The 24,907-nt window shown below is 63.8% G+C and carries 26 protein-coding genes and 1 tRNA gene; 15 read left to right on the top strand and 12 right to left on the bottom strand.

The window, feature by feature from the left end; genetic code table 11:
• Positions 1-172 precede the first annotated feature (172 nt).
• On the bottom strand, positions 173-1,012 hold the full coding sequence (locus tag PXK01_RS13460; RefSeq protein ID WP_274848968.1) for an AAA family ATPase: 840 nt from the start codon (positions 1,010-1,012) through the stop codon (positions 173-175).
• 208 nt (positions 1,013-1,220) lie between these two features.
• On the opposite strand from PXK01_RS13460, the gene dksA reads away from it, so the two are divergent.
• Together dksA and PXK01_RS13450 are read left to right on the top strand one after the other, a co-directional pair.
• The gene (gene dksA / locus PXK01_RS13455; protein ID WP_192966958.1) at positions 1,221-1,643 is read left to right on the top strand and encodes an RNA polymerase-binding protein DksA; all 423 of its coding nucleotides are present in this window, start codon (positions 1,221-1,223) and stop codon (positions 1,641-1,643) included.
• A gap of 92 nt (positions 1,644-1,735) precedes the next feature.
• A complete protein-coding gene (locus PXK01_RS13450) occupies positions 1,736-2,905 on the top strand; it encodes an FAD-dependent monooxygenase (RefSeq protein ID WP_274848970.1) in 1,170 nt (389 codons plus the stop codon).
• Between the two features lie 7 nt (positions 2,906-2,912).
• Here PXK01_RS13450 and xth read toward each other — a convergent pair whose 3' ends face one another.
• Positions 2,913-3,719 carry an exodeoxyribonuclease III gene (gene xth / locus PXK01_RS13445; RefSeq protein ID WP_274860469.1) on the bottom strand — a complete coding sequence of 269 codons (807 nt, stop codon included), beginning with the start codon at positions 3,717-3,719 and terminating at the stop codon, positions 2,913-2,915.
• A gap of 378 nt (positions 3,720-4,097) precedes the next feature.
• Between xth and PXK01_RS13440 the strand changes: the two genes are divergently transcribed.
• From PXK01_RS13440 to PXK01_RS13430, 3 genes are all read left to right on the top strand, one after another.
• Complete coding sequence (locus PXK01_RS13440; protein WP_274860467.1) at positions 4,098-4,445, top strand: DUF6749 family protein; 348 nt, start codon at positions 4,098-4,100, stop codon at positions 4,443-4,445.
• Between the two features lie 152 nt (positions 4,446-4,597).
• Entirely contained in the window at positions 4,598-5,701 is a 1,104-nt protein-coding gene (locus tag PXK01_RS13435) for a DUF6902 family protein (protein ID WP_274860466.1), read from the top strand.
• Positions 5,698-6,666 carry a DMT family transporter gene (locus PXK01_RS13430; protein ID WP_274860465.1) on the top strand — a complete coding sequence of 323 codons (969 nt, stop codon included), beginning with the start codon at positions 5,698-5,700 and terminating at the stop codon, positions 6,664-6,666. The genes PXK01_RS13435 and PXK01_RS13430 overlap by 4 nt, the downstream gene beginning before the upstream one ends.
• Positions 6,667-6,729: 63 nt before the next feature.
• Here PXK01_RS13430 and PXK01_RS13425 read toward each other — a convergent pair whose 3' ends face one another.
• Positions 6,730-7,053, bottom strand: a complete 324-nt coding sequence (locus PXK01_RS13425; protein ID WP_274848975.1) for a HesB/IscA family protein — start codon at positions 7,051-7,053, stop codon at positions 6,730-6,732.
• Positions 7,054-7,147: 94 nt separating this feature from the next.
• Between PXK01_RS13425 and PXK01_RS13420 the strand changes: the two genes are divergently transcribed.
• The 7 genes from PXK01_RS13420 (at position 7,148) to PXK01_RS13390 (ending at position 14,268) form a co-directional block, all read left to right on the top strand.
• On the top strand, positions 7,148-8,302 hold the full coding sequence (locus PXK01_RS13420; RefSeq protein ID WP_274860464.1) for a deoxyguanosinetriphosphate triphosphohydrolase: 1,155 nt from the start codon (positions 7,148-7,150) through the stop codon (positions 8,300-8,302).
• A gap of 141 nt (positions 8,303-8,443) precedes the next feature.
• The gene (gene argS / locus PXK01_RS13415) at positions 8,444-10,189 is read left to right on the top strand and encodes an arginine--tRNA ligase (RefSeq protein ID WP_274860462.1); all 1,746 of its coding nucleotides are present in this window, start codon (positions 8,444-8,446) and stop codon (positions 10,187-10,189) included.
• A gap of 93 nt (positions 10,190-10,282) precedes the next feature.
• Positions 10,283-11,527, top strand: a complete 1,245-nt coding sequence (locus PXK01_RS13410; protein WP_274860460.1) for an SPOR domain-containing protein — start codon at positions 10,283-10,285, stop codon at positions 11,525-11,527.
• On the top strand, positions 11,524-12,534 hold the full coding sequence (nagZ, locus tag PXK01_RS13405) for a beta-N-acetylhexosaminidase (RefSeq protein WP_274860459.1): 1,011 nt from the start codon (positions 11,524-11,526) through the stop codon (positions 12,532-12,534). Before PXK01_RS13410 ends, nagZ begins: the two co-directional genes overlap by 4 nt.
• Positions 12,527-13,324, top strand: coding sequence for a segregation and condensation protein A (locus PXK01_RS13400; protein WP_274860458.1), 798 nt, complete (start codon positions 12,527-12,529; stop codon positions 13,322-13,324). Before nagZ ends, PXK01_RS13400 begins: the two co-directional genes overlap by 8 nt.
• Positions 13,324-14,004 carry an SMC-Scp complex subunit ScpB gene (gene scpB / locus PXK01_RS13395; RefSeq protein ID WP_274848981.1) on the top strand — a complete coding sequence of 227 codons (681 nt, stop codon included), beginning with the start codon at positions 13,324-13,326 and terminating at the stop codon, positions 14,002-14,004. Before PXK01_RS13400 ends, scpB begins: the two co-directional genes overlap by 1 nt.
• A 63-nt stretch (positions 14,005-14,067) precedes the next feature.
• The gene (locus PXK01_RS13390; protein ID WP_274848982.1) at positions 14,068-14,268 is read left to right on the top strand and encodes a hypothetical protein; all 201 of its coding nucleotides are present in this window, start codon (positions 14,068-14,070) and stop codon (positions 14,266-14,268) included.
• A 13-nt stretch (positions 14,269-14,281) separates the two neighbouring features.
• Here PXK01_RS13390 and PXK01_RS13385 read toward each other — a convergent pair whose 3' ends face one another.
• The 8 genes from PXK01_RS13385 to PXK01_RS13350 all read right to left on the bottom strand — a co-directional run bounded on the left by PXK01_RS13385 (position 14,282) and on the right by PXK01_RS13350 (position 20,508).
• On the bottom strand, positions 14,282-15,361 hold the full coding sequence (locus PXK01_RS13385; protein WP_274860456.1) for a 2'-deoxycytidine 5'-triphosphate deaminase: 1,080 nt from the start codon (positions 15,359-15,361) through the stop codon (positions 14,282-14,284).
• A gap of 114 nt (positions 15,362-15,475) precedes the next feature.
• Positions 15,476-15,552 (bottom strand) — tRNA-Pro (locus tag PXK01_RS13380).
• Between the two features lie 71 nt (positions 15,553-15,623).
• Positions 15,624-16,922, bottom strand: coding sequence for a MerR family transcriptional regulator (locus tag PXK01_RS13375; RefSeq protein WP_274860455.1), 1,299 nt, complete (start codon positions 16,920-16,922; stop codon positions 15,624-15,626).
• Positions 16,923-16,966: 44 nt separating this feature from the next.
• Complete coding sequence (ihfA, locus tag PXK01_RS13370) at positions 16,967-17,269, bottom strand: integration host factor subunit alpha (protein WP_274848985.1); 303 nt, start codon at positions 17,267-17,269, stop codon at positions 16,967-16,969.
• Positions 17,270-17,361: 92 nt separating this feature from the next.
• Complete coding sequence (locus PXK01_RS13365) at positions 17,362-18,333, bottom strand: beta-ketoacyl-ACP synthase III (protein WP_274848986.1); 972 nt, start codon at positions 18,331-18,333, stop codon at positions 17,362-17,364.
• Positions 18,334-18,354: 21 nt separating this feature from the next.
• The gene (gene plsX / locus PXK01_RS13360) at positions 18,355-19,461 is read right to left on the bottom strand and encodes a phosphate acyltransferase PlsX (protein ID WP_274860454.1); all 1,107 of its coding nucleotides are present in this window, start codon (positions 19,459-19,461) and stop codon (positions 18,355-18,357) included.
• A gap of 39 nt (positions 19,462-19,500) precedes the next feature.
• Entirely contained in the window at positions 19,501-19,707 is a 207-nt protein-coding gene (rpmF, locus tag PXK01_RS13355; RefSeq protein WP_274848988.1) for a 50S ribosomal protein L32, read from the bottom strand.
• Between the two features lie 264 nt (positions 19,708-19,971).
• Positions 19,972-20,508 carry a YceD family protein gene (locus PXK01_RS13350; protein WP_274848989.1) on the bottom strand — a complete coding sequence of 179 codons (537 nt, stop codon included), beginning with the start codon at positions 20,506-20,508 and terminating at the stop codon, positions 19,972-19,974.
• Between the two features lie 155 nt (positions 20,509-20,663).
• Between PXK01_RS13350 and PXK01_RS13345 the strand changes: the two genes are divergently transcribed.
• From PXK01_RS13345 to PXK01_RS13335, 3 genes are all read left to right on the top strand, one after another.
• Positions 20,664-21,134: an outer membrane protein assembly factor BamE gene (locus tag PXK01_RS13345; protein WP_274848990.1), complete on the top strand. Its 471-nt coding sequence runs from the start codon at positions 20,664-20,666 to the stop codon at positions 21,132-21,134.
• Positions 21,135-21,315: 181 nt separating this feature from the next.
• Positions 21,316-22,062, top strand: a complete 747-nt coding sequence (locus PXK01_RS13340; protein ID WP_274848991.1) for a GNAT family N-acetyltransferase — start codon at positions 21,316-21,318, stop codon at positions 22,060-22,062.
• Between the two features lie 61 nt (positions 22,063-22,123).
• The gene (locus tag PXK01_RS13335) at positions 22,124-23,935 is read left to right on the top strand and encodes an ABC-F family ATP-binding cassette domain-containing protein (RefSeq protein ID WP_446728451.1); all 1,812 of its coding nucleotides are present in this window, start codon (positions 22,124-22,126) and stop codon (positions 23,933-23,935) included.
• Between the two features lie 156 nt (positions 23,936-24,091).
• Here the strand turns inward: PXK01_RS13335 and PXK01_RS13330 are convergent, their stop codons facing one another.
• Positions 24,092-24,847: an SDR family NAD(P)-dependent oxidoreductase gene (locus PXK01_RS13330; RefSeq protein WP_274860452.1), complete on the bottom strand. Its 756-nt coding sequence runs from the start codon at positions 24,845-24,847 to the stop codon at positions 24,092-24,094.
• Positions 24,848-24,907 lie beyond the last annotated feature (60 nt).

The following is a 24,907-nucleotide window of genomic DNA, read 5'->3' as shown; positions in this document are numbered from 1 at the left end:
TTGAACTATGGGGTTGTCTGAAACGGCGGGATGCCTGTTACGGCAGTATGGTCATGGGGCTGCGGCTTTGTGAAGTGGCGGCCGGTGACGAGATCAGATTGGTGGCAATAAAGTAAAACGCCCGCTGTGACAGCGGGCGCATCGGGCCGGATCGGCTGTTCTGCCCTGTGGGTCAGCGCCGTCCCCGCGCCATGAAGGCGAGCCGTTCGAACAGGTGCACGTCCTGCTCGTTCTTCAGTAGTGCGCCGTGCAGCTTCGGCAGGGCATCGGCGCCATCGCGGGCCAGATCCTCGGGGGTGAGGTCTTCTGCGAGCAGCAGCTTCAGCCAGTCGATCACCTCGGAGGTGGAGGGTTTCTTCTTCAGCCCGGCAGTATCGCGGATCTCGTAAAACTGGGTCAGCGCCGTGGTCAACAGGCTTTCCTTGATGCCGGGGTGATGCACCTCGACGATCTTCCTCATGGTCTCGGCATCGGGGAACTGGATGTAGTGGAAGAAACAGCGGCGCAGAAAGGCGTCCGGCAGTTCCTTTTCGTTGTTGGAGGTGATGATCATGATCGGGCGCTGCTTGGCGCGGATCGTCTCGCCGGTCTCGTAGACGTGGAACTCCATCTTGTCGAGCTCCTGCAACAGGTCATTGGGGAACTCGATATCGGCCTTGTCGATCTCGTCGATCAAGAGCACGACCTTCTCATCGGCCTCGAAGGCCTCCCAAAGCTTGCCCTTCTTGATGTAGTTCCTGACGTCATGCACGCGCTCGTCGCCCAGCTGGCTGTCGCGCAACCGGCTGACCGCATCGTATTCGTAAAGACCCTGCTGGGCGCGGGTGGTGGATTTCACGTTCCACTCGATGATCCGCAGGCCAAGGGCATCGGCCACCTGTTTGGCCAGTTCGGTCTTGCCGGTGCCGGGCTCTCCCTTGACCAGTAGCGGGCGCTCCAGCGTCACGGCGGCATTCACGGCCACCTTCAGATCATCCGTTGCAACATAGTCCTTGGTGCCCTGAAACTGCATGTCCGTCCTGCATCCCTTGTTGTTTCCATTGCGCATAGGCCAGCACAAGCCATCGGTGCGGCGCGATTAGAGCGCTTTTAACCCACCGCGTTTACTATTGTGTAGTGACAATCTGTGTCGCAGGGGATAAACGCTGCGGCATGGGGAGCCGCAGTGCTTGGAACAAATTGAAGAGACCAGCATTATGGGCCAGACCGAAGGAGCCGAAATGAAGCAAGAAATGTTTCTGCCGGAAGACTATCGTCCGGCCGAAGACGAGCCTTTCATGAATGATAGGCAAGCCGAGTATTTCCGTCGCAAGCTGTTGAATTGGAAGCAGGAACTCCTGGCGGAGAGCCGCGACACCATCGAAGGATTGCAGGACAACACCCGAAACATTCCCGATGTTGCCGACCGCGCCAGCGAGGAAACGGATCGCGCGCTTGAGCTGCGCACCCGTGATCGCCAGCGCAAACTGGTCGCCAAGATCGACGCCGCCATCCGCCGCATCGACGAGGGCGAATATGGTTACTGCGAAGTCACCGGAGAGCCGATTTCGCTGAAACGCCTGGATGCGCGCCCGATCGCCACCATGAGCCTTGAGGCGCAAGAGCGTCACGAGCGCCGCGAAAAGGTCCACCGCGACGACTAACTGCGCGGGAAAGCCAGAAATATGAACGTCGGGGCCTGCGGCTCCGGCGTTTTTCGTTTATGGCAGAGACAAGCGGAGATTCTGCAGGTCCCATGGAACTGAAAGACACGAAAATCACCATCATCGGCGCCGGGATTGGCGGGTTAGCGGCGGCCATCGCGCTGCGCCGTCAGGGCGCGCGGGTGACGGTGCTGGAGCAGGCCGAGGCGATCTCGGAAGTGGGGGCGGGGCTGCAGATCACACCGAATGGGCTGGCGGTGCTGAAGGCGCTGGACCTGGCCCAGGATCTGGCCTGGTGTTCGCAGCGCGCGCGCGCCGTGGTTCTGCGCAGCCATGCCCGCAGTGCGGAAGTGCTGCGCCTCGATCTGGAGCAATATGCCTCCGACCTGCGCTATTACTTCGTGCATCGCTCGGACCTGATCGGCATCCTGGCCGCAGCTGCCCGCCGCGACGGGGTGCAGGTGCGCCTGCTGCAGAAGGTCGAGCAGGTGGAGCCGGGCGCGCAGCCCAGGGTGCTGCTTGCCAACGGGGCCCATTGTGGCAGCGATCTGGTGGTGGGGGCGGATGGCCTGCACTCGCGCCTGCGTGCCGCGCTCAATGGTGCGGCCAAGCCGTTTTTCACCGGCCAGGTGGCCTGGCGCGCCATTGTGCCCAATACAGTGGGGCTGGGGCCGGAGGCGCAGGTCTTCATGGGGCCGGGGCGGCACCTGGTGGCCTATCCGCTTCGGGATGGTTCCGTGGTGAATCTGGTGGCCGCGCAGGAGCGCAAGGCATGGGCCGAAGAAGGCTGGAATTTCAAGGATGACCCGCAGAACCTGCGCCGCGCCTTTGCCGGATTCGGCGGTATCGCGGGAGAGCTGTTGCGCGCTGTCGATGACGTGGCGCTCTGGGGATTGTTCCGTCACGAGGTGGCGGAGTCCTGGCATGGTGAAGGTCTGGCCCTGCTGGGGGATGCGGCCCATCCCACATTGCCCTTCATGGCGCAGGGGGCGAATCTGGCGCTGGAGGATGCCTGGAGCCTGTCCGCGTGCTTGAGCCAGGCGCCGGATATGCCATCGGGGCTTGCACTATACCAGGCCCGCCGTCGCGACCGCGCGGCGAAGGTGGTTGCCGCTGCCAATGGCAATGCCTGGAAATATCACCTGCGCCCGCCCTTCAACTGGCCCGCGCATCAGATCCTGAAACTGGGCGGCCGCCTTTTGCCGCAGATGATGGTGGGGCAGTTCGACTGGATCTACCGCCACGATGTGACCGCCCTCTAAGGCGCGCTCAAAGATCCAGTTCGACCCAGACCGGCACGTGGTCCGAGGGTTTTTCACGCCCGCGCACATCCTTGTCGATCTGACAGTCCAGCAGAAGATCCGCCGCCTGCGGGGTCAGCAGGAAATGATCGATGCGGATGCCGTCGTCGCGGTTCCAGGCGCCTGCCTGGTAGTCCCAGAAGGAATAGTGTCCCGGCCCCGGGTGGCGGGCGCGGAAGGCTTCGGTGAAGCCGAGGTTCACGATGCGCTGAAAGGCGGCGCGGCTTTCGGGGCGGTGCAGGGCGTCGTCGATCCAGGCCTCGGGGCGCTTGGCGTCTTCGGGCTGGGGGATGATGTTGTAGTCGCCCGCCATCAGGGCAGGCATCTCATCGGCCATCAGGTCCCTGGCGCGGTCGCGCAGCCGCTCCATCCAGGCCAGCTTGTAGGCGTATTTGCCGCCCGCGACGGGGCTGCCATCGGCCTGCAGTTCCACCGGGTTGCCATTGGGCAGGTAGAGCCCGCAGATGCGGATGGCCTGCTTGCCGACCACGGTGGCCTCGATCCAGCGGGCCTGTTCGTCGCTGTCATCGCCGGGCAGGCCGCGGCGCACATCCTCCAGCGGCAGTTTCGACAGGATCGCCACCCCGTTGAAGCTTTTCTGACCGTGGGTTTCCACGTTGTAGCCACGCTCTTCGAAGATCTCGCGCGGGAAGGCCTCGTCCACCGATTTGATCTCCTGCAGAACCGCCACGTCCGGTTGCGCTTCATCCAGCCAGTCGGGCAGCGCCTTGGCGCGGGCCTTGATGCCATTGATGTTGAAGGTGGCGATTTTCATGTCCGGTCTCCAGAAAGGCGCGGCTGCGGGCGTTTTGCGTTGCGATTTCTATCGCCCAAACGCCCCGGCAGAGCAAGAGCGCGCCCCGAAAGGCGAATCGTTTCTGCCGAGGTGTTCGGGCATGTCAGGGATCGTTTTGCGACTCCGTTGGTGTCTACCTTGAGTTGATGCCTGGGGTTGTGCAATACTGCCCGTGTGGACAAGGTTGGGCATAAGGTGTGTGTCACTTTAAATCATTGATAAATGGTAATAATTTGTGGATTAAAGTTCAAGTGTCGACCGCGGAAAAAGCAACCGTAAATTGCAGTTTTCTGTTTTTGGGCGACGTCCTCCGTGCCAGCGTTTCAGGGCAATCACGCTTTAACGTTGGAGGTTTCCATGACTGCATTGCTCAAGAAAAAACACATTCACACCACCGCTCAGACCGCGCCGGACAGCCTGTTTGGCGGCCATGGAGCCGAGATGTTCTCCTCGGGCTCGGCCCCCACGACCGATCTGCTCAGCGGTGGTGGCGCCGAGATGTTCTCTTCGGGGTCCGCGCCGTGCAGCGCCGACAGCCTGACCGGAGAAGCGGTGTCGCTGTTTTCCTCCGGCTCCGCTCCGGTTGCCGATGCCAGCCAGTCCGCGGGCGTTCTGACCGGTCTGTTCTCGTCCGGTTCGGCGCCGCGGGCAGAGGCCAGCCGCACCCGGGGCGAGGCCACCGGCCTGTTTTCTTCGGGCAGCTAAGGGCGCGGCTGCACGGCGCGCGGCCCGGTGAGGGGCGCGCCATGACAGATAGGGGCAGCTCCGGATCCCTCCGGGGGTGCCCCCAAGTTCCCGGATCCGTCGGGGGCACGCATGGCAGCATAGGACTGGCGCAGGCCAGGGGGGTGTCGACAATGACGCGAGGTTCAACCGCACAGGTTCTGTCCTTTCCGGGCAATCGCATCCGGACTACGCCAGGGGGTGCCGGGGGGCGGGCGGTGCTCTGCACGAGTTTTGCCGAGTACCGGCACGATCCGGAGAGCGTCTTCTGGTTGAAGGAAAACGCCGAACTGCTGAACATCCTGGAGTGCACCGGGGCCGATGTGCCTACGGCTGCGCTGGCGCCCTTTCAGGCGTTTTACGACACGGTCGAACGGCGCCTTGGTTTCTTTCGTCCCTATTACCGTTTCATCCTGTCGATCTGCCTCGATCTGGAGGATCTCGGCTTGGCGCGGCACAACAAGGGCGCGGCGCTGGCCCGATGGGTGGGGGCGCAGGGGCTGGCCCAGGCGGAGCTGTCGGATCTGCAACGGGCCGAGGCGCGCCGTCTTTTGGCGCGCCGGGACGTGCGGCTGGATATGCCGGGGCTGGACGAGCGCCTGCACGCCTTTGCCGAAGGCTCGGCGGCCTTTGCCCTGCCGAACAAGAAGATCGGCTACGAGTTGACCCATCTGGTCTTCTACCTGTCGGAATACGGGCGGCGCGATCCGGGCCTGTCGCCTGCGGCGTTGAAAAGCCTTGAATACCTGGGGCTGGTTTCCTTCCTCGATCAGGATGCGGACCTGCTGGCAGAGGTGGCCATCGCGCTGGCTTACGCAGGTGCCGAGGTGCCGCAGGTCTGGCAGGACTGGCTGCAGCGGCAGGTGGCCGGGTTCGAGGTGGTGGAGAACGGGTTTGGCGGCCAGCCGGATGACTATCACACCTATTTCGTTTGCAACTGGTGGCAGGGCGTTGCAGGCGGGCAGCCCTTTTGGCGGGGCTTGCCGCAGGGGGGCACCTTGCTGCGGCGACCGGGCGGAGCGGGGGTGCTGCGCAGCCTTTCCCGTGCGCTCTATGAGGCAGAGCCGCGCGGCTATGGCGATTGGGATGTGGCGCGGCGGGATCTGGCGGCCTGGCTCGATCCGGGCCAGATCGAGGTGATGGAGAGGGCCGAGGCCAGTTCCCAGGCCTTTGGTGAGTTCTTCGCGCTGTTTGCCCGCAGCGGTGAGGCAGGCAGCCTGCGGGCGGGCTGCGCATGAAGCGGGCGTTCCCGGCCTTGGGCTCCCAAACCTTGGGGACCCCGGCGCTGAGCGGCGCCCTTTTGGTGGTCGTCTACACCGGCTTCATCGCTTCGGCGGATGGGATCACCAAACTCCTGGCCGGAGGCTATGCGCCCGCGCAGCTATACGCCCTGTCCGGGGCAGTGGTTGCGGGCCTGTGCACCTTGGCTTGCCTCGTTGCACGCGACCGCAGCGCGCCCGCGCGGGCCGCGATCACGGCGGGGCTGCGCACCCGGTGCATCCGGGCCATGGGCGTGCGGTCGGGCGCCACGGTGCTGGCGGCCTTGTGTTTCTTCTATGCCTTCCGGCTGCTCCCCTTTGCCGAGGTCTTCATCTTTATCGGCCTGATGCCGCTTCTGGCAGGGCTGATGTCCGCCCCGATCCTGGGGGAGCGGGTGCGCCCGGTGGCCTGGGGCGCGCTTGCGGTCGGATCTGTCGGGGTGATCTGCGTCTTTCCCGGCGGTATTTCGGCCTTGTCTGGCGGGCACGGCGTGGCGCTGGCGGCCTCGGTGCTGGGAACCCTGTCGATCACCCTGTCGCGCTATATCGGGCGGTATGAGCAGAATGTGCTGGCGCAGGTCTTCTACCCCAACCTGGCGCTCTGCCTGACCATGCTGCCAGTCTTGCCCTTCGTCTGGCAGCCGATGCCTTTTGCGGATGTTGCCTGGGCGCTGATCTATGCGGGGATGCTGTTTGGCGCCCGTTGGCTCTTGGTGGCGGCCCTGCGGCTGTTGCCCGCATTTGCGGTCACGCCGCTGATGAACCTGCAATTCGTCTGGATGGTGGTGATTGGCGGCCTGGCCTTTGGCGAAGCGGTGCGTCCCGATACTTGGGCCGGGGCAGCGGCGATCATGATCTCGGGGCTTTATCTGGTGTGGGACCAGATGGGCGTGGGGCGCAGCAGCCTTGTGGCACGCTTGCGTCTGCCGCAGACGGACCCTTGAGCCGCATCTGCGCCCCGATCACGACAGGCACGCTGCCAGGTCAGGCTGGTATGGAGGTCACGCTTACATGGAAAAGGAGGTGCCACAGCCGCAGCTGGAGGTGGCATTGGGGTTCTCGATGGTGAACCGCGCGCCGATCAGCTCTTCGGTGAAGTCGATGACCGCGTTTTCCAGGAAGGGCAGGGAGACCGCATCGACCACCACCTTTTCGCCGCCGCCTTCCAGCACCAGATCATCGGACTTGGGCGTGTCCAGGGCGATTTCATACTGAAAGCCCGAGCATCCGCCGCCCTCGACGGCAACGCGCAGGGCCTGTCCCTGATCAGCGGCGCCGATCTCGGCAAGGCGGGCAAAGGCGCGATCGGTTACCTTTGGGGGCAATTGCATATAAATCTCTCCCAAATCGAGGTTGCAGCATGCTAGGATACATATAGAAACGCGCACAGCGGGCGGCAAGATTTGCAAAGGATAAAGATCAGAAATGTATGCGCCTTTTGCCACCATGCCAGACAAGAGCCGCGGGCGGCTGGTTGCCGAGGAAGAAAGCTACTTCCGCTCTCCCTTCCAGCGCGATCGGGATCGCATCATCCATGCCAGCGCCTTTCGCAGGCTCAAGCACAAGACCCAGGTCTTTGTCGAGCATGAGGGTGACAATTACCGCACCCGGCTGACCCATTCGATCGAGGTGGCCCAGGTGGCGCGTACCATTGCGGGCGCGCTGGGGCTCAATCAGGAGCTGACCGAGGCGGTCGCCCTGGCCCATGATCTGGGTCACACCCCGTTCGGCCACACCGGAGAGGATGCGCTGCATGCGTTGATGGGGCCTTATGGCGGCTTTGATCACAATGCCCAGGCCATCCGCATCGTCACCAACCTGGAACGGCACTATGCCAATTTCGACGGGCTGAACCTCACCTGGGAGACGCTGGAAGCCATCGCCAAGCACAACGGGCCGGTCACCGGCGCGCTGCCCTGGGCGCTGGCGGAGTTCAACGCCACCATGGACCTGGAGCTGCACAGCCATGCCAGCGCCGAGGCGCAGGTGGCGGCCCTGGCCGATGACATTGCCTATAACAACCACGATCTGCACGACGGATTGCGCGCGGGCCTATTCTCGGACGCGGAAGTCGCCCGCTTGCCCATCGTCAGCTCTGCCTATCGCGATGTGGATCTGCGCTATCCGGGGCTGGAGAAGAACCGTCGCCGTCACGAGGCGCTGCGCCGCGTCTTTGGGGTGATGGTGCAGGATGTGATCGAAACCTCGCAGGACCGCCTTCAGGAATCCGGCGTGCAAAGCGTCGAGGAGGTGCGGGCGCTGGGGGCGCCGGTGGTGCGCTTCTCCGATGGGCTGTGGCTGGATCTGAAGGATATCCGCGCCTTCCTGTTCGAACGCATGTATCGCGCCCCCAAGGTGATGGAAAAGCGTGCCGAAGTTTCCAAGGTGGTCGAGGCGCTGTTTCCCTATTTTCTGGCCAACCCGCTGGAGATGCCGGAACGCTGGCATCCCGAAATCCGCATGGCGCAGAACAAGACGGCGCTGGCGCGGCTGGTGTCCGATTACATCGCGGGCATGACGGACCGGTTTGCCCTGCAGCTGCACGAAAGACTGATTGCGGGCAAACCCGCCTCTGGCTGATCCTCCGGCTGACCCTCTGGCTGATCGGCGGTCATCCGTGGTGCGGGTTTCCAGGCCCAGAGGGCCCAACGGGCGCGTGATCCGGTTGACCGGGGGCGCGGGCGTGGGTATCCGCTAGGACAAACCTATAGGACGCCCGATATGAACCTCTTTACCGATATCCGCTCGCTCGTGATCGACAGCCTGACAGCGCTCACCGCCGCAGGCACTCTGCCCGAGGGGCTTTCCTTTGACCATGTGGCGGTAGAGCCGCCCCGCGATGCGGCCCATGGGGATATGGCGACCAATGCCGCCATGGTACTGGCAAAGCCCGCCAAGGCAAAGCCCCGCGACATCGCCGAGGCGCTGGCCGCCCAGCTGGCAACGGATCCGCGCATCACCTCGGCCGAGGTCGCCGGTCCCGGTTTCCTGAACCTGCGCCTCGCCGAAGGGGTTTGGCAGGGCGTGCTGGCATCGGTGCTGAAGGATGGCATTGCCTACGGGCGCTCGGATCTGGGTGCGGGCAAGCGGGTCAATGTGGAATATGTCTCGGCCAACCCGACCGGCCCCTTGCATGTGGGTCATACCCGCGGCGCGGTCTTTGGCGATGCGCTGGCGTCACTGCTGGCCTATGCAGGCTATGATGTCACCCGCGAATACTACATTAACGATGGCGGCGGGCAGGTCGATGTCCTAGCCCGTTCTGTCTACCTGCGCTACCTCGAGGCGCACGGGCAGGAGGTCGCCTTTGAAGACGGCACATACCCCGGTGACTACCTGATCGAGGTGGGCGAGGCGCTGAAGGCCAAGGTGGGCGATGCCTATGTCGGCAAGGGCGAAGAGGTCTGGCTGGAAGAGGTGCGCAACTTTGCCACCGATGCGATGATGGACCTGATCCGCGCGGATCTGAACCTGCTCGGCATCAAGATGGATGTCTTCTTCTCGGAGAAATCCCTCTATGGCACCGGCCGGATCGAAGCGGCACTTGAAAGCCTCGATGCCAAGGGGCTGATCTATCAGGGCGTGCTGGAGCCGCCCAAGGGCAAGAAGCCCGATGACTGGGAGCCGCGCGAGCAGACCCTGTTCAAATCCACCGAACACGGCGATGACGTGGATCGCCCGGTGAAGAAATCCGACGGTGCCTGGACCTATTTCGCCCCCGATATCGCCTATCACTATGACAAGGTGACCCGTGGCTTCGATATGCTGATCGATATCTTCGGCGCCGACCATGGTGGCTATGTCAAACGCATGAAGGCCGCCGTTTCGGCCCTGTCCGATGGCAAGGTGCCGCTGGATATCAAACTGTGCCAGCTGGTGAAGCTGTTCAAGGACGGCCAGGAGTTCAAGATGTCCAAGCGGGCAGGGACCTTTGTCACCCTGCGCGACGTGGTCGAGGCGGTGGGTCCCGATGTCACCCGCTTCATGCTGCTCACCCGCAAGAACGATCAGGGCTTTGATTTCGATCTCGACAAGGCGCTGGAACAGTCCAAGGATAACCCCGTCTTCTACGTGCAATATGCCAATGCCCGGATCTGCTCGACCCTGCGCAAGGCGGCAGAGGCGGGGATTGCCACCGATGATGAGACACTGAAGGGTGCGGATCTGTCTTTGCTGGCCGCCCCGGCGCAGCAGGCGGTGGCCCGCAAGCTGGCGGAATGGCCGCGTCTGGTGGAGATCGCCGCGCGCAGCAACGAGCCGCATCGCATCGCCTTCTACCTCTATGATCTGGCCTCGGATCTGCACGGATTGTACCACCTCGGCAAAAGTGACAAAAGTTTACGATTTGTTAATGAGAGCAGCCAATCGGCAACACATGCCAATTTGGCGCTGGCACGGGCCGTTTCCATTGTCATTTCCGCAGGTCTTGGTATTCTTGGCGTAACCCCGGCGGAAGAGATGCGATAAAAATACGCACAGACCGCCGGAACGAGGCAGTTCAAGAGACCCTGACACGCAGCGCCATCCCGGCCCTGCGTGAGATGGGCAGTGAGGCGGATCATGGCGTATTTTACGCAGGCGGGCGCGCGCCCTGCCTATGACCACGGTGGAGTCGCACAAGCTGACCCCGCAGGCGGTGCACAGTATCAGCAGCAGCACTTCGCAGCGCCCGAGCCGCCCATCGCGGCTCCGGCCCGGCAGCCCTTTGGCCAGCCACAGCCCGCATACGCGGCCCCGGAAGCGCCGCATGCCTATGGCGGCTTCGATCCGGCCCAGGCCGGGGCCTATGGGGAAGACGATTACGGATATGATGGCATCGACGAGGATGCCGCTGCAGGGCAGGGCGGCTTTGGCCGCATCGCCGGGATCTTGGGCGGTATCGCCTCGCTGGCGCTGGTGGTTGGCATCGGTGTCTGGGGCTACAAGCTGGTGATGCGTGATGTGAGCGGCGTGCCGGTGGTGCGGGCCGTTGAAGGCCCGATGCGTATCCAGCCGGAAAACCCCGGCGGACGTCAGGCGGATCATCAGGGGCTGGCGGTCAATGCGGTGGCCGCCACCGGCGTTGCCGAGGATCCCGCGGATCGCCTGGTGCTGGCGCCCGAGCCGATCGAACTGACCGAAGATGACCGTCCGATGTCGGAACTGGCGCAACTGGCCGAACAGGACCGCGCCGATCAGGCCGGGCCTTCCGGCTCTGCCGTGTCCGAGGAAACCCTGGCCGCCTATCAAGGCGGTGACATCAATGCGCTGGTGGCCGAGCTGACCGAGGGCGTTGCGCCGCTTGGATCGGCTCCGGAGGTCGGATCTGCCCCCGCAGAGCGCGTTGAAACAGCCCTCTCTGCCCCGGCGATCATCCAGCCCGAGCCGCTGAAGCCGGTGGAGATCGCCGCCATCGCGGCGGCACCGCAACCCTCTGCCGCGCTTCTGAAGGCGCCGGGGGTGAAGATCTCCCTGCGCCCGCATCTGCGTCCGGCGCGGTTTGCCCCGGCCACGGCCCCTGCGGCCACGGCTTCGGGCTCGGTTGCCCTGGAAGTCTCTGCCGACAGCCTGCCTGCGGGCACCCGGCTGGCCCAGCTTGGCGCCTACGAAAGCGCCGAGGTCGCCCGCGCCGAATGGGACCGCATCTATGGCCAGTTCGAAGACTACCTTGCCGACAAGAAGCGCGTGATCCAGCGCGCCGAAAGTGGCGGGCGTACCTTCTACCGCCTGCGCGCCATGGGCTTTGACGGGCTGTCGGATGCGCGTCGCTTCTGCTCGGCGCTGGTGGCAGGCAATGCCGATTGCATCCCCGTGACCACGCGATGAGCGGCGGTTTCGGCGCCACCATCCTGGATGCCACGGGCCTGCGCCTGAGCCCAGATGAAAAGGCGCTGTTTCGCGACGCGGACCCGTTTGGGTTCATCCTGTTTGCCCGCAATATCGACACGCCCGATCAGATCCGCGCGCTCTGCGATGACATGCGCGAGGCGGTGGGGCGCGACTGTCTGATCACCATCGATCAGGAAGGCGGACGCGTGCAGCGTCTGCGCGCCCCCTTGGGCCGCGAATGGATGCCGCCGCTGGACCATGCCGTGCAGGCAGGCAAGGAGGCCCCCCGCGCCATGTATCTGCGCTACCGCCTGATTGCCCAGGAGCTGCGCGCCCTTGGCATCGACAGCAACTGCGCGCCGCTTGCCGATATTGCCGGGGCCGATACGCACCCCTTCCTGAAGAACCGCTGCTACGGCGAAACGGCTGCCGATGTGGCTGAGCTGTCCCGCGCGGTCGCTGCGGGGCATCTGGACGGTGGCGTGGTGCCGGTGCTGAAACATATTCCCGGCCATGGTCGCGCGGTGGCGGACAGCCATCACGACCTGCCCCATGTGGCAACCTCCTTTGAGGAGCTGGAGCAAACCGATTTCGCCCCGTTCCAGGCCTTGAACGACCTGCCCATGGCCATGACCGCCCATATCGTGTTCGAGGCGCTGGATCAGCGCCCGGCGACCCTGTCCCAGCCGGTGATGAACATGATCCGCCAGCAGATCGGCTTTGACGGGCTGATCATGACCGATGACATCTCGATGAAGGCGCTGAAAGGCGCGCCGCAGGATATCGCGCGCCAGTCCCGGGCTGCGGGCTGCGATATCGTGCTTCTGTGCAATGCGGATCTGCCCACCCGCACCGCCGTGGCCGAAGCTGCCGGACGCCTGGACGAGACGGGCCAAATGCGTGCGTTGAAGGCGGTTGAGGCGCGCAAAACGCCTGCGCCGCTTGACATAGAGGCCGCCGAGGCCGAACTTGCTGCCCTGATGGGCGGAAAGGTTTATGTCTGAAGATACCCTGTTCCCGGAAGAGGCTCAGCCCTCGGTCGAAGACCGTCTGGCGGCTGAGGCGCTGATCGTCGATGTCGACGGCTATGAGGGGCCGCTCGACCTTTTGCTGATGCTGTCGCGCACCCAGAAGGTGGATCTGCGGCGGATTTCGGTTCTGGAACTGGCGCGGCAATATCTGAGTTTCGTGGAGCGCGCCAAGGAGCTGCGCATCGAACTGGCTGCCGACTACCTGGTGATGGCGGCCTGGCTTGCCTTCCTGAAGTCGCGCCTGCTGCTGCCGCCCGACCCGGAGGAAGAAGGGCCCTCGGGCGAAGAACTGGCGGCACACCTGGCCTTCCAGCTGGAGCGGCTGCAGGCGATGCGCGATGCGGCGGCGCGGTTGATGGGGCGCGATCAGCTGGGGCGCGACTTCTTTGCCCGCGGTCAAAGCGAAACCGTGGAGCGGATCCGCACCGTCACCTATAGCGCCAACCTGCTTGACCTGATGCAGGGCTATGCCCGCATCCGCACCCGCGACGATTTCCGCCCCTTCGTGATGGACCGCGATTCGGTCTTCACCATGGAAGAGGCGCTGGAACGGATGCGCGGGCTGATTGGCTTTACCGGCAGCTGGACCGATATGCTGAGCTACCTGCCGGAGGGCTGGCACAGCGACCCGGTGAAGCGGCGCTCGGCCACGGCGGCGACCTTTGCCGCCTCACTTCAACTGGTGAAGGAAGGCCAGGTGGAACTGCGCCAGAGCGAAACATTTGCGCCGATCCAGCTGCGCCATCTGAATGGGGACCCCTGATGGAAGATTTCAGCAATCCTGAAAGCGAAGGCAGGCCCGAAGGCTCGGACAGCTTGTTCGAGGCCCCGCCCATGGCCGAACAGGAACGCATGGTCGAAGCGGTGCTGTTTGCCAGCACGGAACCCGTGACGATCCGCGATCTGGAAGCGCGCATGCCGCATGGCTGCAACCCGGGCGAGGCGCTGGAATACCTGCGCAAACGCTACGAGGGACGCGGCGTGCGGGTGGTGCGCGTGGGCGAGGCCTGGGCGATCCGCACCGCGCCCGACCTCGGCTTCCTGATGCAGAAGGAGGTCGTCGAGACCCGCAAGCTGAGCCGTGCCGCGATCGAGACCCTTGCCATCATCGCCTATCACCAGCCGGTGACCCGTGCCGAGATCGAAGAGATCCGCGGTGTCTCGGTGTCGCGCGGCACCATCGATCAGCTTCTGGAGATGGAGTGGATCCGGCTGGGGCGCCGACGGATGACGCCGGGGCGCCCGGTGACATTTGTGGTGACGCCGGTGTTCCTGGATCACTTTGGTCTGGAAAGCGCGCGCGATCTGCCGGGCCTGAAGGAACTGCGCGCCGCGGGTCTGCTCGAAAGCCGCCCGCCGCCGGGCAGCTTCCCGCTGGGCCAGGGGAGCGACGATTCGGATGACGACGATACTGGCGAGCAGCCGGAGCTGTTCGAAAGCTGAGCGCGCCCAGAAATCGTCTCATTCCTGGGCTAGCCTGGGATTGGACAGAAGCGGAGCCAAGTGATGAATGTCGAATCCATCTTCAACATGATCCTGCGCCGCCTGGTGGGGCGGGCAGTCAACAAGGGCGTGGATGCCGGGATCAATGCGATGGCCGGGCGGGGCAGGGGGCGCCAGGCAGCCGCTGAGACCGAAGAGCAGGAACGGGTCCGCGCCATACGGCAGGAGCGCCGCGCCAGACGCGCACAGCGGGACAATCGCTGACGGTTGCCCGGTTCTACTGCGGGCTTTTGAAATGCTTGGACAGTTTCAGCCCCTGTCCCTGGTAGTTGGAGGCAATGCCCGCGCCATATAGCTGCTCTGGTACCTCGGCCATCCGTTCATAGACCAGCCTGCCGACGACCTGCCCGTGTTCCAGCACGAAGGGCGCCTCGTGGCAGCGCACCTCCAGCACGCCGCGCGATCCGGCGCCACCCGCTGAGGCATGGCCGAACCCGGGATCGAAAAAGCCCGCGTAATGCACCCGGAACTCCCCGACCATCGCCAGATAGGGCGCCATTTCGGCGGCATAGGCGGGCGGGATATGCACCGCCTCGCGGCTGACCAGGATGTAGAAGGCGCCGGGGTCCAGGATGATGCGGCCCTTGGTGGTGCGCACTTCCTCCCAATAGTCCTGCGCTTCATAGGCGCCGATGCGATCCAGATCGATCACCCCGGTATGGGGCTTGGCGCGGTAGCCCACCAGATCGCTGCCGGGCAGTTGCAGGTCGACGGAAAAGCCAAGCCCGTCCTCGATCACCGCCTCGCCATCCACCAGCGGGCTTTGGGCGTGCAGCGCGGCGAGTTCCTGATCGCTCAGCACCGCCTGACCGGTGCGGAACCGGATCTGATTGAGCCGCATCCCCGGACGCACCAGGACCGAGAAGGAGCGCGGGCAGATCTCGGCATAAAGCGGGCCGGTGTAGCCGGGTTTGATGCGGTCGAATTCCTCGCCGCCGTCGGTAATGGTGCGCGTCAGCAGGTCAAGCCGCCCGGTGGAGCTTTTGGCATTGGCCACAGCCGAGATATCCTGCGGCAGCGCCAGGCCTTCCATCAGCGGCACCACGTAGACGCAACCCTTTTCCAACACCGCGCCACCGGTCAGATCGATCCGGTGCATTTCGAATTCGGACAGGCGATCCGCGACCGTATTGCCATGGCCCGACAGGAAGGAGGCGCGCACGCGGTAGGCCACATGACCCAAGCGCAGATCCAGGCTGGCGGGCTGGATCTGCCCGGCAACCAGCGGTTCGGCCAGGGTAATTTGGCCCTGGCTCAGCATGGTTTCCAGTCTCTGGCTGGGCAATACGCCTGTCATATTCGCTCTCCCTCTGGCCGGGTTCCGCTCTGTGTGAATTGATACGCCACAGCCGTAACCCCCGGTTACAGATACACAAAACGCCTGGGTGCGCAAACACCCAGGCGTTTTATATGGTCGGGCTAGCAGGACTCGAACCTGCGACCTTCCGTCCCCCAGACGGACGCGCTACCAGGCTGCGCCATAGCCCGTTGACGCGCTTTCTACCGGTTTTGGCGGCGGGGGCAAGAGGCATTGCCAAGTTTTTCCGCGCTTTGGAGAATTAATGTGCGTCCAGCCAGGCGCGCAGCTCCTCTGCGCAGGCGGCAACTTCGGCACGGGCCTCCGGCGCAATCTCGGTTGCTTGCGACAGGAGCGTCAGAATTCCGGGGCGCAGGCTGACCTGAGCGGCGAGGTCCTCATCGGCAACGGCAATGATTCGCGGCTTGCTGTCCGTGGCGGGATCACTTGAGCCCGCGTCATCCAAGGCCACGACCGGGGTGGCGTCTTCGGGTGCCGGTTCAATTGCGGCGGAGAAGGCGCCCGGATCGTCAGCCGCCGGTTCTGCCGCTTCGGCCTCTGGTGCGGCGGGGGCATCGGCATCCATGGCGCTTTGCCAGGCGAGATCAGCCTCAGCTTCCAATACCGGTTCAGCCGCAGGCTCACTGTCGGCTGTCAGTTCGGGGGGGGACGCAAGATCGGCATCCATCGGCGCGGAGCTGTCATCCGCGAGGGCCTCCGCAGCTTGTGAGAGGTCCGGTGTGGTGTCCACATCGGAGGCGGGTGCTTCCTCAAGCGAGGCTTCGGGAGCGGGCAGGTCTTCCGCGTCGGGCACAGCAAGCGGGTCCGGCGCCGTGCCCGCTGCCGGGGCACCCAGATCCATCATGATCTGTTCCGGCTCGGCTGCGATTGCTTGCTCCTCGGCTGCGGGGTCCGGTGTGTGACCCGGGGCGTCACTCTCTGCGCTTTCCAGGGCGCTATCCACATCCGGTTCCGTGATCTCAGGCGCTGTCAGATCTGCATCCGAAGTCCCGGTGTCTGGCGTGGGTGCAGGTTCCTGCGCGGCGGCCGAGGGATCGCTCTCCAACTCATCTTGATGGAAGAAGGCCTGGTTTTCGGAGGGCGCATCCATCTGCCCTTCCAAGGGCGGGGTCTCGTCGGCGGGAGGCTGGGCGGCGGACTGGGATGCGTCGGCTGCGCTCTCTTCGGAGGTGGCCTGAGGGGCCGCGCCAGAAGCGGCATCTGCGCCCGATTGGTCCTGGTGGCCGCCATCGCCACTGATGGAGGGTTCGCCGGGAGCCGCAGACTCAAGGCTATGCGACATCTCCGAGACATGGCCAATCCCGAGATCGCGCAGGATCGCCTGCACTTCCTTGATGGACATGCCATCGTCATGCAGCAGTTTACGGATGCCCCCCAAAAGCAGCATGTCCGCGGGCCTGTAGTACCTGCGCCCGCCCGCCCGTTTCACGGGTTTGACCTGGGTGAACTTGCTTTCCCAGAAGCGCAGCACATGCGCCTGCACCCCCAGCCATTCCGCAACTTCACTGATGGTGCGGAAGGCGTCTGGTGATTTGGACATGGGTATTCGTTCCGTTGGTTGCGACCGCGCGGATCAAGCTGCCGTCAGCTGCGGTTGCCGTCGGCGACGCGGTCTTTCATCAGATGGGAGGGCCGGAAGGTCAGCACGCGACGCGGCTGGATCGGGACCTCTTCACCGGTTTTGGGATTTCGGCCGACACGGGCCGATTTATCCCGCACGCTGAAGGTGCCGAAGGACGAGATTTTCACCTGCTCCCCCCGGACCAGGGCGTCGGACATGTGCTGCAGCATGCTTTCGACCAGCTGGGCGCTTTCGTTGCGTGAGAGGCCGACTTCGCGGAAAACTGCCTCGCTCAGGTCCATTCGCGTCAGAGTTTTTTCACTCATACCAATCCCCGTTGTTTACTCAAGCATAGGGTGTGGTGAATTTCACTGTCAATATCAATGAATTGCGAGGCAGGAGTTTGTACGCAGTCGTGCTACCACCGCAGCACGACCGCACCCCAGGCCAATCCGCCGCCAATGGCCTCGGTCACGATCAGGTCGCCGGGCTTGATCTGGCCGCGCTCTTTGCCCACCGACAGCGCCAGCGGGATGGAGGCGGCGGAGGTGTTGCCATGATCCTGAACGGTCACCACAACGTTCTCCATGCTCAGCCCCATCTTCTTTGCGGTGCCCTGGATGATGCGGATATTGGCCTGGTGAGGCACGATCCAATCGACCTCATCGGCGCCAAGCCCGGCCCGCTCCAGCGCGGTATTTGCGGTTTTTGCCAGCTTTTCCACCGCATGGCGGAAGACCTGATTGCCCTGCATGCGCAAATGGCCGGTGTTCTGCGTCGAGACGCCACCGTCCACATAGAGCAGATCCTTGTAACGCCCGTCCGAATTGAGATCGGTCGCCAGAATGCCGCGGTCCTGGTTGGTGCCTGCGCCCTCCTGTCCCTCAAGGATCAGCGCGCCCGCACCATCGCCGAACAGCACGCAGGTCGACCGGTCGGTCCAGTCCATGATCCTCGAGAAGGTCTCGGCACCGATCACCAGCACCCGGTTGGCCTGGCCGGAGGCGATCAGCGCATTGGCATTGCACAGGGCATAGACAAAGCCCGCGCAGACCGCCTGCACGTCAAAGGCAAAGCCGCGCGTCATCTCCAGCTGCGCCTGTACCATGGTGGCGGCAGACGGAAAGGTCAGATCGGCGGTAGAGGTGGCCACCACGATGGCGTCGATATCGTCGGCCTCAAGCCCAGCATCGGCCAGCGCTGCCCGGGCTGCGGCGGTTGCCATGGTGGATGTGGTTTCACCCTCTTCGGCAAAATGGCGCCGCTCAATGCCCGACCGCGCCCGGATCCACTCGTCCGAGGTATCGAGCGTCTTTTCGAATTCCGCGTTTTCCACCACCCGTTTGGGAAGGTAATGTCCTGTGCCTACTACTACTGCACGTCGCGTCATTCGTTGCCTGCCTTTATGGGGTTAGTCTGTGGGAGGGCGGGTATCGCCCGAAGTTGGCGCATCCTGAGCAAGCTCGACGGCGGATGCAACCCGTGCGGCCAGCTTGTCGGCAAAGCCCTGCTCGGCCAGGCGGAAGGCCAGTTTGACAGCGGCGGACACGCCGGTCGCATCGGCGCCGCCATGGGATTTCACCACGGTGCCATTGAGGCCCAGGAACACGCCGCCATTGGCGCGGCGCGGATCAAGCCGCTTTGCCAGCCGCGACAGGGAGCTATAGGCCAGCAGCGCCGCCAGTTTCGACAGGATGGAGTATTCGAACGCCTCCTTCACCGCCGAACGCAGGAGGCTTGCGGTGCCTTCGCCGGTCTTGATCGCCACATTGCCGGTGAAACCATCGGTGACGATCACATCGGCTACGCTTCCGGGGATGTCGCTGCCCTCGACGAAACCGACAAAATCGTAATCGGCAACCTCGGCATTTTCCGCGATCAGCGCATAGGCTTCTTTCAGCTCGGCGCGGCCCTTGTGCTCTTCGGTGCCCACATTGAGCAGACCGACGCGCGGGCGGGCGATATCCATCGAGTTGCGCGTGTAGGAGGTGCCCATGAGCGCATATTGCAACAGATCCTCGGCATCGGCGCGAATGTCGGCGCCGACGTCCAGCATCACGTTGAACCCCTGCGGGTTGCGCGAGGGCCAGAGAATCGCAATCGCCGGACGGTTGACGCCGGGGATCTTGCGCAGGCGCAGCATGCTGAGCGCCATCAGCGCCCCGGTGTTGCCACAGGAGACAACGCCTGCCGCCTCGCCGTTCTTGACGGCATCCAGGGCAGACCACATCGAGGTGCCCTTGCCGTTGCGCATCACCTGGCTGGGCTTGTCACCCATGGTGACGACCTTCTCCGCATGACGAATAACGACGCGATCCGTCAGGATGCGTCGTTTGGCGACCAGGGGCGCCAGCTCGTCTTCGGGGCCGTGCAGAAGAAATGCGATTCGCGTGTTCTTCTCGGCGGATTTTGCGATACCGGCCACCACAGCGGCAGGGCCGGCATCTCCGCCCATGGCATCGACAGAAATCACGATTCGGCCAGTCTGTGCCTCAGTTCGATCGGGTGTTCCCGTCATGAGCCTGCCTGCCTGGCGCTACGTGATTGAAAGGAGGGCTTAAGCCGCGTCCTCATCCATGTCGATTTCGTCGTTTGCCGCGATGATTTCCTTGTCATCGTAGTGGCCGCAGGAGGGGCACACGTGATGCGGACGGCGCAGTTCGCCGCAGCTGGAGCATTCATTCGGGTTTGCAGCAACCAGGGCATCGTGCGCACGACGGTTGTTGCGGCGCGATTTGGATACTTTGTTCTGTTGGACGGCCATGTCTCAACCTTTGTCTGCTTGGCGCCTTGGGGCCTTCCCCGCCGCGCGATTTCATTGTCTGTCGTGATCGGTGTGACGTGCGTGTAGGCCGCAGCCTGTCCGATGTCCAACCAAAAATTCCGATGAGCGCGCGAAAATACTGCGAATCCTTTTCGACGCAAGCGGTTTTTTAAGCCAGGACGCGGATCTGTACCAGCCGGAAAAACGGGCGGCGGGTGTTTTTTGCGCCAGTGATTTATTCGCCAGTGGTTTTCCGCCGGGCGTCTAGTCGTCTGTCTTCAGCTGATCCTTGAGCGCGGCCAGCGCCGCAAAGGGTTTGGTGTCCTCATCGCGCATCGGCGCGACGCCCGGTGCGGTGAAGACGGCTTCGCCCAGGGCTTCCCCGTCCTTGCGCGGGTAGGCGGGGATCGCCAGGCTCAAGGCTTCGACCATGACCGCGAAGGGATCGATATGGCTGCCCAGGGCTTCGCTGGTCTCATCCTCGGGCATTTCCGCCTCTTCCTCGCCGGGGTCTTCAAAGCCTGCAAGGTAACGCCGCTCGACCTTCTGATCTATGCGGGTGGTGACCGGCTCCAGCGTTACCACGCAATCCTGCACCACCGTGGCGCCCAGGGTGGCTTGCAGGCTCCAGTCCCGTTTGCCGCTGGCGCGGATCTCTCCGGCAAAGCGCAGCTTGCGCAGGGCGTTGAGGCCCAGCTCCTGCGCCAGGGCGGTGAGGGTCTCGCCTTCGGGGCGAATTTCAAAAACTGTCGGGGCGTTTTGCGGCAGATCGGCCACGCGCAAAGCTGTGCTGTCAGCCATATTGGCAACTTTCGTTTCTTGAACCAGAAGCGCGCATTAGGTAATCGGGATGGGCGGCGCAATCAAGCCGTGGCGATCGGGCCTTCGTACGGGATACGTACAGTCGGGGCCGGATGGCCGTCAGGCCGGAGACCGGCACAGGATCAGGGGGCATCATGGGTGCACAGTCATTTCAGCTGAAAACAGCCATGCGGCGCGCGCTGCTGCTTCTGGCCGCCGGATCCGTGGCGGCCTGTGCGGCGAGCTATCGCAAACACGGCTATGTGCCCTCGGATGAGCAGCTGGCAGAGGTGGTCGTCGGGGTGGATACCCGCGATTCCGTTGCCGAAACCATCGGCGTTCCGGGTTCCTCGGGGGTTCTGAACGACAGCGGCTATTATTATATCTCGACCCGCATGCGGCATTTCGGAGCGGCGGCGCCCAAGCCGGTTTCGCGTGATCTGGTTGCCGTCAACTTCGACAAGAACGGTGTCGTCAGCGGTGTGCAGCGGTTCGGACTGGAAGATGGACGGGTGATTCCCCTGCAGCGTCGGGTGACCTCCTCCAGCGTTCAGGACAAGACATTCCTGCGGCAGCTGCTTGGCAACCTCGGCAACTTCGGGCCCGGGGCACTTCTGGACGAGTAGGGGCGCCTGACTCTGTGGTCGGCCTGTCCTATTCGCCTGTTCTGTCCAATTCCTGTGGCCTGTGGTTTCTCCCGAAGTCTGTCGCCTTGCTGTGATCAGCCTGTGTTTTGCTGCGCCGTGGTGCCTGCCACAGCGGAACAGCTGCCGGTGTCGGCGGTGTCTGCTTCATTGAGGGTCCGGAATGGCTGAAGGCGACACACTCCTGAGCAAGGGACGCTACCGGGCACGCCTGGCGGCGGATGCGGCGGACCTTCGGGCGGCGCAGACCCTGCGTGGGCTGTGTTTCGGTACAAAGGGGCCGGATTCTGACTCCTATGACGACATCTGCCGACATGTACTGGTGGAGGATCAGCAAAGCGGCGCGCTGCTGTGCTGTTTCCGGATGATCCTGCTGTCGGGCGGCTCTGAGATCGATCAGAGCTATTCGGCACAGTTTTACGATCTGGAGCGGCTGCGTGCATTTGAGGGTGCCATTGCCGAGGTCGGCCGCTTCTGTATCGGGCCCACGGCAAAGGATGCCGATATCCTGCGCCTTGCCTGGGGCGCGATCACGGCACTGGTGGAGGCGGGCGATGTGCGCCTGCTGTTTGGCTGCAGCTCCTTTGCGGGCACACAGGTGGCGCCCTATCTAGACAGCCTGGCACTGCTGCGGCAGCGCCATCTTGCGCCCGAGCAATGGCGCCCGGCTGCCAAGGCGGCCGAGGTCCTGCGCTTCTCGGATCTGCCAGATCACCCCCCTGACCAGAAGGACGCCCTGCGCCAGATGCCACCGCTCTTGCGCACCTACCTCCTGATGGGGGGCTGGGTCAGCGATCACGCGGTGGTGGATCGGGATCTCAATACGCTGCATGTCTTCACCGGCGTTGCCATCGATGCCATCCCGGAGGCGCGCAAACGGCTGTTGCGAGCGGTGGCCGCACCGGCCTGACGGGTGGCCTCTGCGCACCTGCGGCGTTGACGGCGCGCGCGGGCCGGTTTAGCTGGCGTCTATGGCACGAATTCCTCTTTTGCAGATGTCCGGCATATCGCTCACCTTCGGGGGCGATCCGGTGTTTTCCGATCTCGATCTCGTGGTGCAGCCCAGTGACCGGGTAGCGCTGGTGGGGCGCAACGGTTCCGGCAAGTCCACCCTGATGAAGGTGATGGCCGGCCTGGTGGAATCCGACCGGGGCAGCATCGTGGTGCCGCCCGGCAAGACGGTTGGCTATATGGAGCAGGACCCGCAGATGACGGGCTTTGCGACCTTGGGCGATTTCGCCGCCAGCGCGCTGGAACCCGGCGAGATGTACCGGGTGGAGCGCGCGGGTGAGGGGCTGAAATTCGATCCCGCCCGCCCGGTAGAGACCGCTTCGGGGGGCGAACGCCGCCGTGCGGCCCTGGCGAAGCTGATGGCCGAGGCGCCGGATCTGATGCTGCTGGACGAGCCGACGAACCATCTGGATATCGAGGCGATCACCTGGCTTGAAAATGAGCTGAAATCCACCCGCGCCGCCTATGTGCTGATCTCCCACGACCGCGCCTTCCTGCGCGCCCTGACCCGCGCCACGCTCTGGGTGGACCGAGGGCAGGTGCGGCGGCAGGAAAAGGGCTTTGACGCCTTTGAGGCCTGGCGCGACAAGATCTGGGAAGAGGAAGACCAGCAGCGCCACAAGCTGAACCGCCTGATCAAATCCGAAAGCCGCTGGGCGGTCGAAGGCATCTCGGCCCGGCGCAAGCGCAACATGGGCCGGGTGCGCGCCCTGCAGGATCTGAAGGCCGAGCGCGCATCGCAGATCAAACGCCAGGGCGCTGCCGAACTGGCGCTGGAGGCAGGCCCCAAATCGGGCCGCAAGGTGATCGAGGCCGAGGGATTAGCCAAGGCCTATGACGGCAAAACCATCGTTTCCAATTTCTCGCTGAAGGTGCAGCGCGGCGAACGCGTCGCCTTTGTCGGCCCCAATGGCGCGGGCAAGACGACGCTCTTGAAGATGCTGCTGGGGATGGAGCAGCCCGATGCCGGCAAGGTGACGCTGGGCACCAATCTCGAGATCGCCTTTTTCGACCAGACCCGCGATCAGCTGGATCCCGAAGCCTCGCTCTGGGAGAACCTCACCACTGATCCTGCCTTGGGGATTTCCGGCAAGGCGGATCAGGTCATGGTACGTGGTCAGCCGAAACATGTGGTGGGATACCTGAAGGAATTCCTGTTCGACGAACGCCAGGCCCGCGCGCCGGTGCGCTCGCTCTCGGGTGGGGAGAAGGCGCGGCTCTTGCTGGCCCGGCTGATGGCGCGGCAAAGCAACCTTCTGGTGCTGGACGAACCGACCAACGATCTGGATGTGGAAACGCTGGACCTGCTGCAAGAGCTGCTGGATGCCTATGATGGCACGGTCTTGCTGGTGAGCCACGACCGGGATTTTCTGGATCGCGTTGCCACCACCACCATCGCCATGGAAGGGGATGGCCGCGCCACCGCCTATGCCGGGGGATGGAGCGATTACCTGTCCCAGCGTGCCCCAAGCGAGCCGGAGGAAAAGGCAGAAAAGCCAAAGGCCTCAAAGCCGAAGCCAAAGCAGGAGGCGCAGCCGAAAGAGGGGCTTAGCTTCAAGGAGAAACACCGGCTTGAGGCGCTGCCCGGCGAGATCGAACGCCTGGAGCAGGAAATCGCCAAGCTGGAACAGCTGATGGCCGATCCGGAGCTCTTCACCCGTGAACCTGTGAAGTTCAAGAAGGCCAGTGAAGCCCTTGTGGAACGGCAGGAAAAACTGGCTGCCGCCGAAGAGGAGTGGCTGGAGCTGGAAGAAAAATCCGAAGGCGCCTGACGGGCTGTGTTTCGCGCACGAAACATTGAATAAAATCAGCTTTATATGGTTAATACTTCATTCACCTTCCTGCGGTGAATAAGGAGACGCAAAAAGGGGCGCCCGGTGAGAGTGCCCCTTTAAGGTTTCGCCTTAACAATTTGTTAATGATCGAGTTTACCGCATCCGCAGGGCGCCATCGATGCGGATCACCTCACCATTTAGGTAGCCCATCTCGACGATGAACCCGGCCAGGCGACCGTATTCCGACGGATCGCCCAGGCGGGCCGGGTTCGGCACATCGGCGGCCAGTTGCTGTTGCACCTCTTCGGGCAGGCCGGCCAGCATCGGGGTCATGAAGATGCCCGGTGCGATGGTCATCACGCGAATGCCGGTCGAGGCCAGATCGCGCGCCATCGGCAGGCACATGCCCACGACACCGCCCTTGGAGGCGGAATAGGCCACCTGGCCCTTCTGCCCGTCAAAGGCCGCGATCGATGCGGTGTTGATGATCACGCCGCGGGCGCCATCCGGTTCGGGCTCGTTCTTGGCGATTTCGACCGCGGCGAGGCGCGCCACGTTGAAGGTGCCCACCAGGTTGATGTCGATGGTCCGCTTGTAGGCATCAAGCGGGTGCGCGCCCTCCTTGCCGACGGTCTTGATCCCGTAGGCGATGCCGGCGCAGTTCACGCAGGCCGATATGCGGCCCATCTGCTCGGCCGCATAGGTGATGGCCGCGGCGACAGAGCCCTCGTCCGTTACGTCGGTTTCGACGAAATAGCCGCCGATCTCGGCCGCGACCTTGGCGCCGCGCTCGGCGTCGCGGTCCAGGATGGTGACCTTGGCGCCGCTCTCGGCAAAATGGCGGGCGGTTGCCTCACCAAGACCGGATGCGCCGCCGGTGATCACCGCGCATGTCTGATCGAGTTTCATGAAAGGGGTCCTCCCGGTATCTGAACATGTGTTCAAATAAACACGGGGGGCGGGCGCTGT

This window comes from Phaeobacter sp. PT47_59 (assembly GCF_028890025.1).
GTDB lineage: Bacteria > Pseudomonadota > Alphaproteobacteria > Rhodobacterales > Rhodobacteraceae > Phycobacter.
Note: the sequence above shows the minus strand (reverse complement) of the source record. Positions and strands in the feature narration are given on the sequence as shown.

Bases quoted from the DNA above. Each gene is read 5' to 3' on its own strand.
- PXK01_RS13460 (WP_274848968.1), bottom strand. From the start codon at position 1,012: ATGCAGTTTCAGGGCACCAAGGACTATGTTGCAACGGATGATCTGAAG.
- dksA (WP_192966958.1), top strand. From the start codon at position 1,221: ATGAAGCAAGAAATGTTTCTGCCGGAAGACTATCGTCCGGCCGAAGAC.
- PXK01_RS13450 (WP_274848970.1), top strand. From the start codon at position 1,736: ATGGAACTGAAAGACACGAAAATCACCATCATCGGCGCCGGGATTGGC.
- xth (WP_274860469.1), bottom strand. From the start codon at position 3,719: ATGAAAATCGCCACCTTCAACATCAATGGCATCAAGGCCCGCGCCAAG.
- PXK01_RS13440 (WP_274860467.1), top strand. From the start codon at position 4,098: ATGACTGCATTGCTCAAGAAAAAACACATTCACACCACCGCTCAGACC.
- PXK01_RS13435 (WP_274860466.1), top strand. From the start codon at position 4,598: ATGACGCGAGGTTCAACCGCACAGGTTCTGTCCTTTCCGGGCAATCGC.
- PXK01_RS13430 (WP_274860465.1), top strand. From the start codon at position 5,698: ATGAAGCGGGCGTTCCCGGCCTTGGGCTCCCAAACCTTGGGGACCCCG.
- PXK01_RS13425 (WP_274848975.1), bottom strand. From the start codon at position 7,053: ATGCAATTGCCCCCAAAGGTAACCGATCGCGCCTTTGCCCGCCTTGCC.
- PXK01_RS13420 (WP_274860464.1), top strand. From the start codon at position 7,148: ATGTATGCGCCTTTTGCCACCATGCCAGACAAGAGCCGCGGGCGGCTG.
- argS (WP_274860462.1), top strand. From the start codon at position 8,444: ATGAACCTCTTTACCGATATCCGCTCGCTCGTGATCGACAGCCTGACA.
- PXK01_RS13410 (WP_274860460.1), top strand. From the start codon at position 10,283: ATGGCGTATTTTACGCAGGCGGGCGCGCGCCCTGCCTATGACCACGGT.
- nagZ (WP_274860459.1), top strand. From the start codon at position 11,524: ATGAGCGGCGGTTTCGGCGCCACCATCCTGGATGCCACGGGCCTGCGC.
- PXK01_RS13400 (WP_274860458.1), top strand. From the start codon at position 12,527: ATGTCTGAAGATACCCTGTTCCCGGAAGAGGCTCAGCCCTCGGTCGAA.
- scpB (WP_274848981.1), top strand. From the start codon at position 13,324: ATGGAAGATTTCAGCAATCCTGAAAGCGAAGGCAGGCCCGAAGGCTCG.
- PXK01_RS13390 (WP_274848982.1), top strand. From the start codon at position 14,068: ATGAATGTCGAATCCATCTTCAACATGATCCTGCGCCGCCTGGTGGGG.
- PXK01_RS13385 (WP_274860456.1), bottom strand. From the start codon at position 15,361: ATGACAGGCGTATTGCCCAGCCAGAGACTGGAAACCATGCTGAGCCAG.
- PXK01_RS13375 (WP_274860455.1), bottom strand. From the start codon at position 16,922: ATGTCCAAATCACCAGACGCCTTCCGCACCATCAGTGAAGTTGCGGAA.
- ihfA (WP_274848985.1), bottom strand. From the start codon at position 17,269: ATGAGTGAAAAAACTCTGACGCGAATGGACCTGAGCGAGGCAGTTTTC.
- PXK01_RS13365 (WP_274848986.1), bottom strand. From the start codon at position 18,333: ATGACGCGACGTGCAGTAGTAGTAGGCACAGGACATTACCTTCCCAAA.
- plsX (WP_274860454.1), bottom strand. From the start codon at position 19,461: ATGACGGGAACACCCGATCGAACTGAGGCACAGACTGGCCGAATCGTG.
- rpmF (WP_274848988.1), bottom strand. From the start codon at position 19,707: ATGGCCGTCCAACAGAACAAAGTATCCAAATCGCGCCGCAACAACCGT.
- PXK01_RS13350 (WP_274848989.1), bottom strand. From the start codon at position 20,508: ATGGCTGACAGCACAGCTTTGCGCGTGGCCGATCTGCCGCAAAACGCC.
- PXK01_RS13345 (WP_274848990.1), top strand. From the start codon at position 20,664: ATGGGTGCACAGTCATTTCAGCTGAAAACAGCCATGCGGCGCGCGCTG.
- PXK01_RS13340 (WP_274848991.1), top strand. From the start codon at position 21,316: ATGGCTGAAGGCGACACACTCCTGAGCAAGGGACGCTACCGGGCACGC.
- PXK01_RS13335 (WP_446728451.1), top strand. From the start codon at position 22,124: ATGGCACGAATTCCTCTTTTGCAGATGTCCGGCATATCGCTCACCTTC.
- PXK01_RS13330 (WP_274860452.1), bottom strand. From the start codon at position 24,847: ATGAAACTCGATCAGACATGCGCGGTGATCACCGGCGGCGCATCCGGT.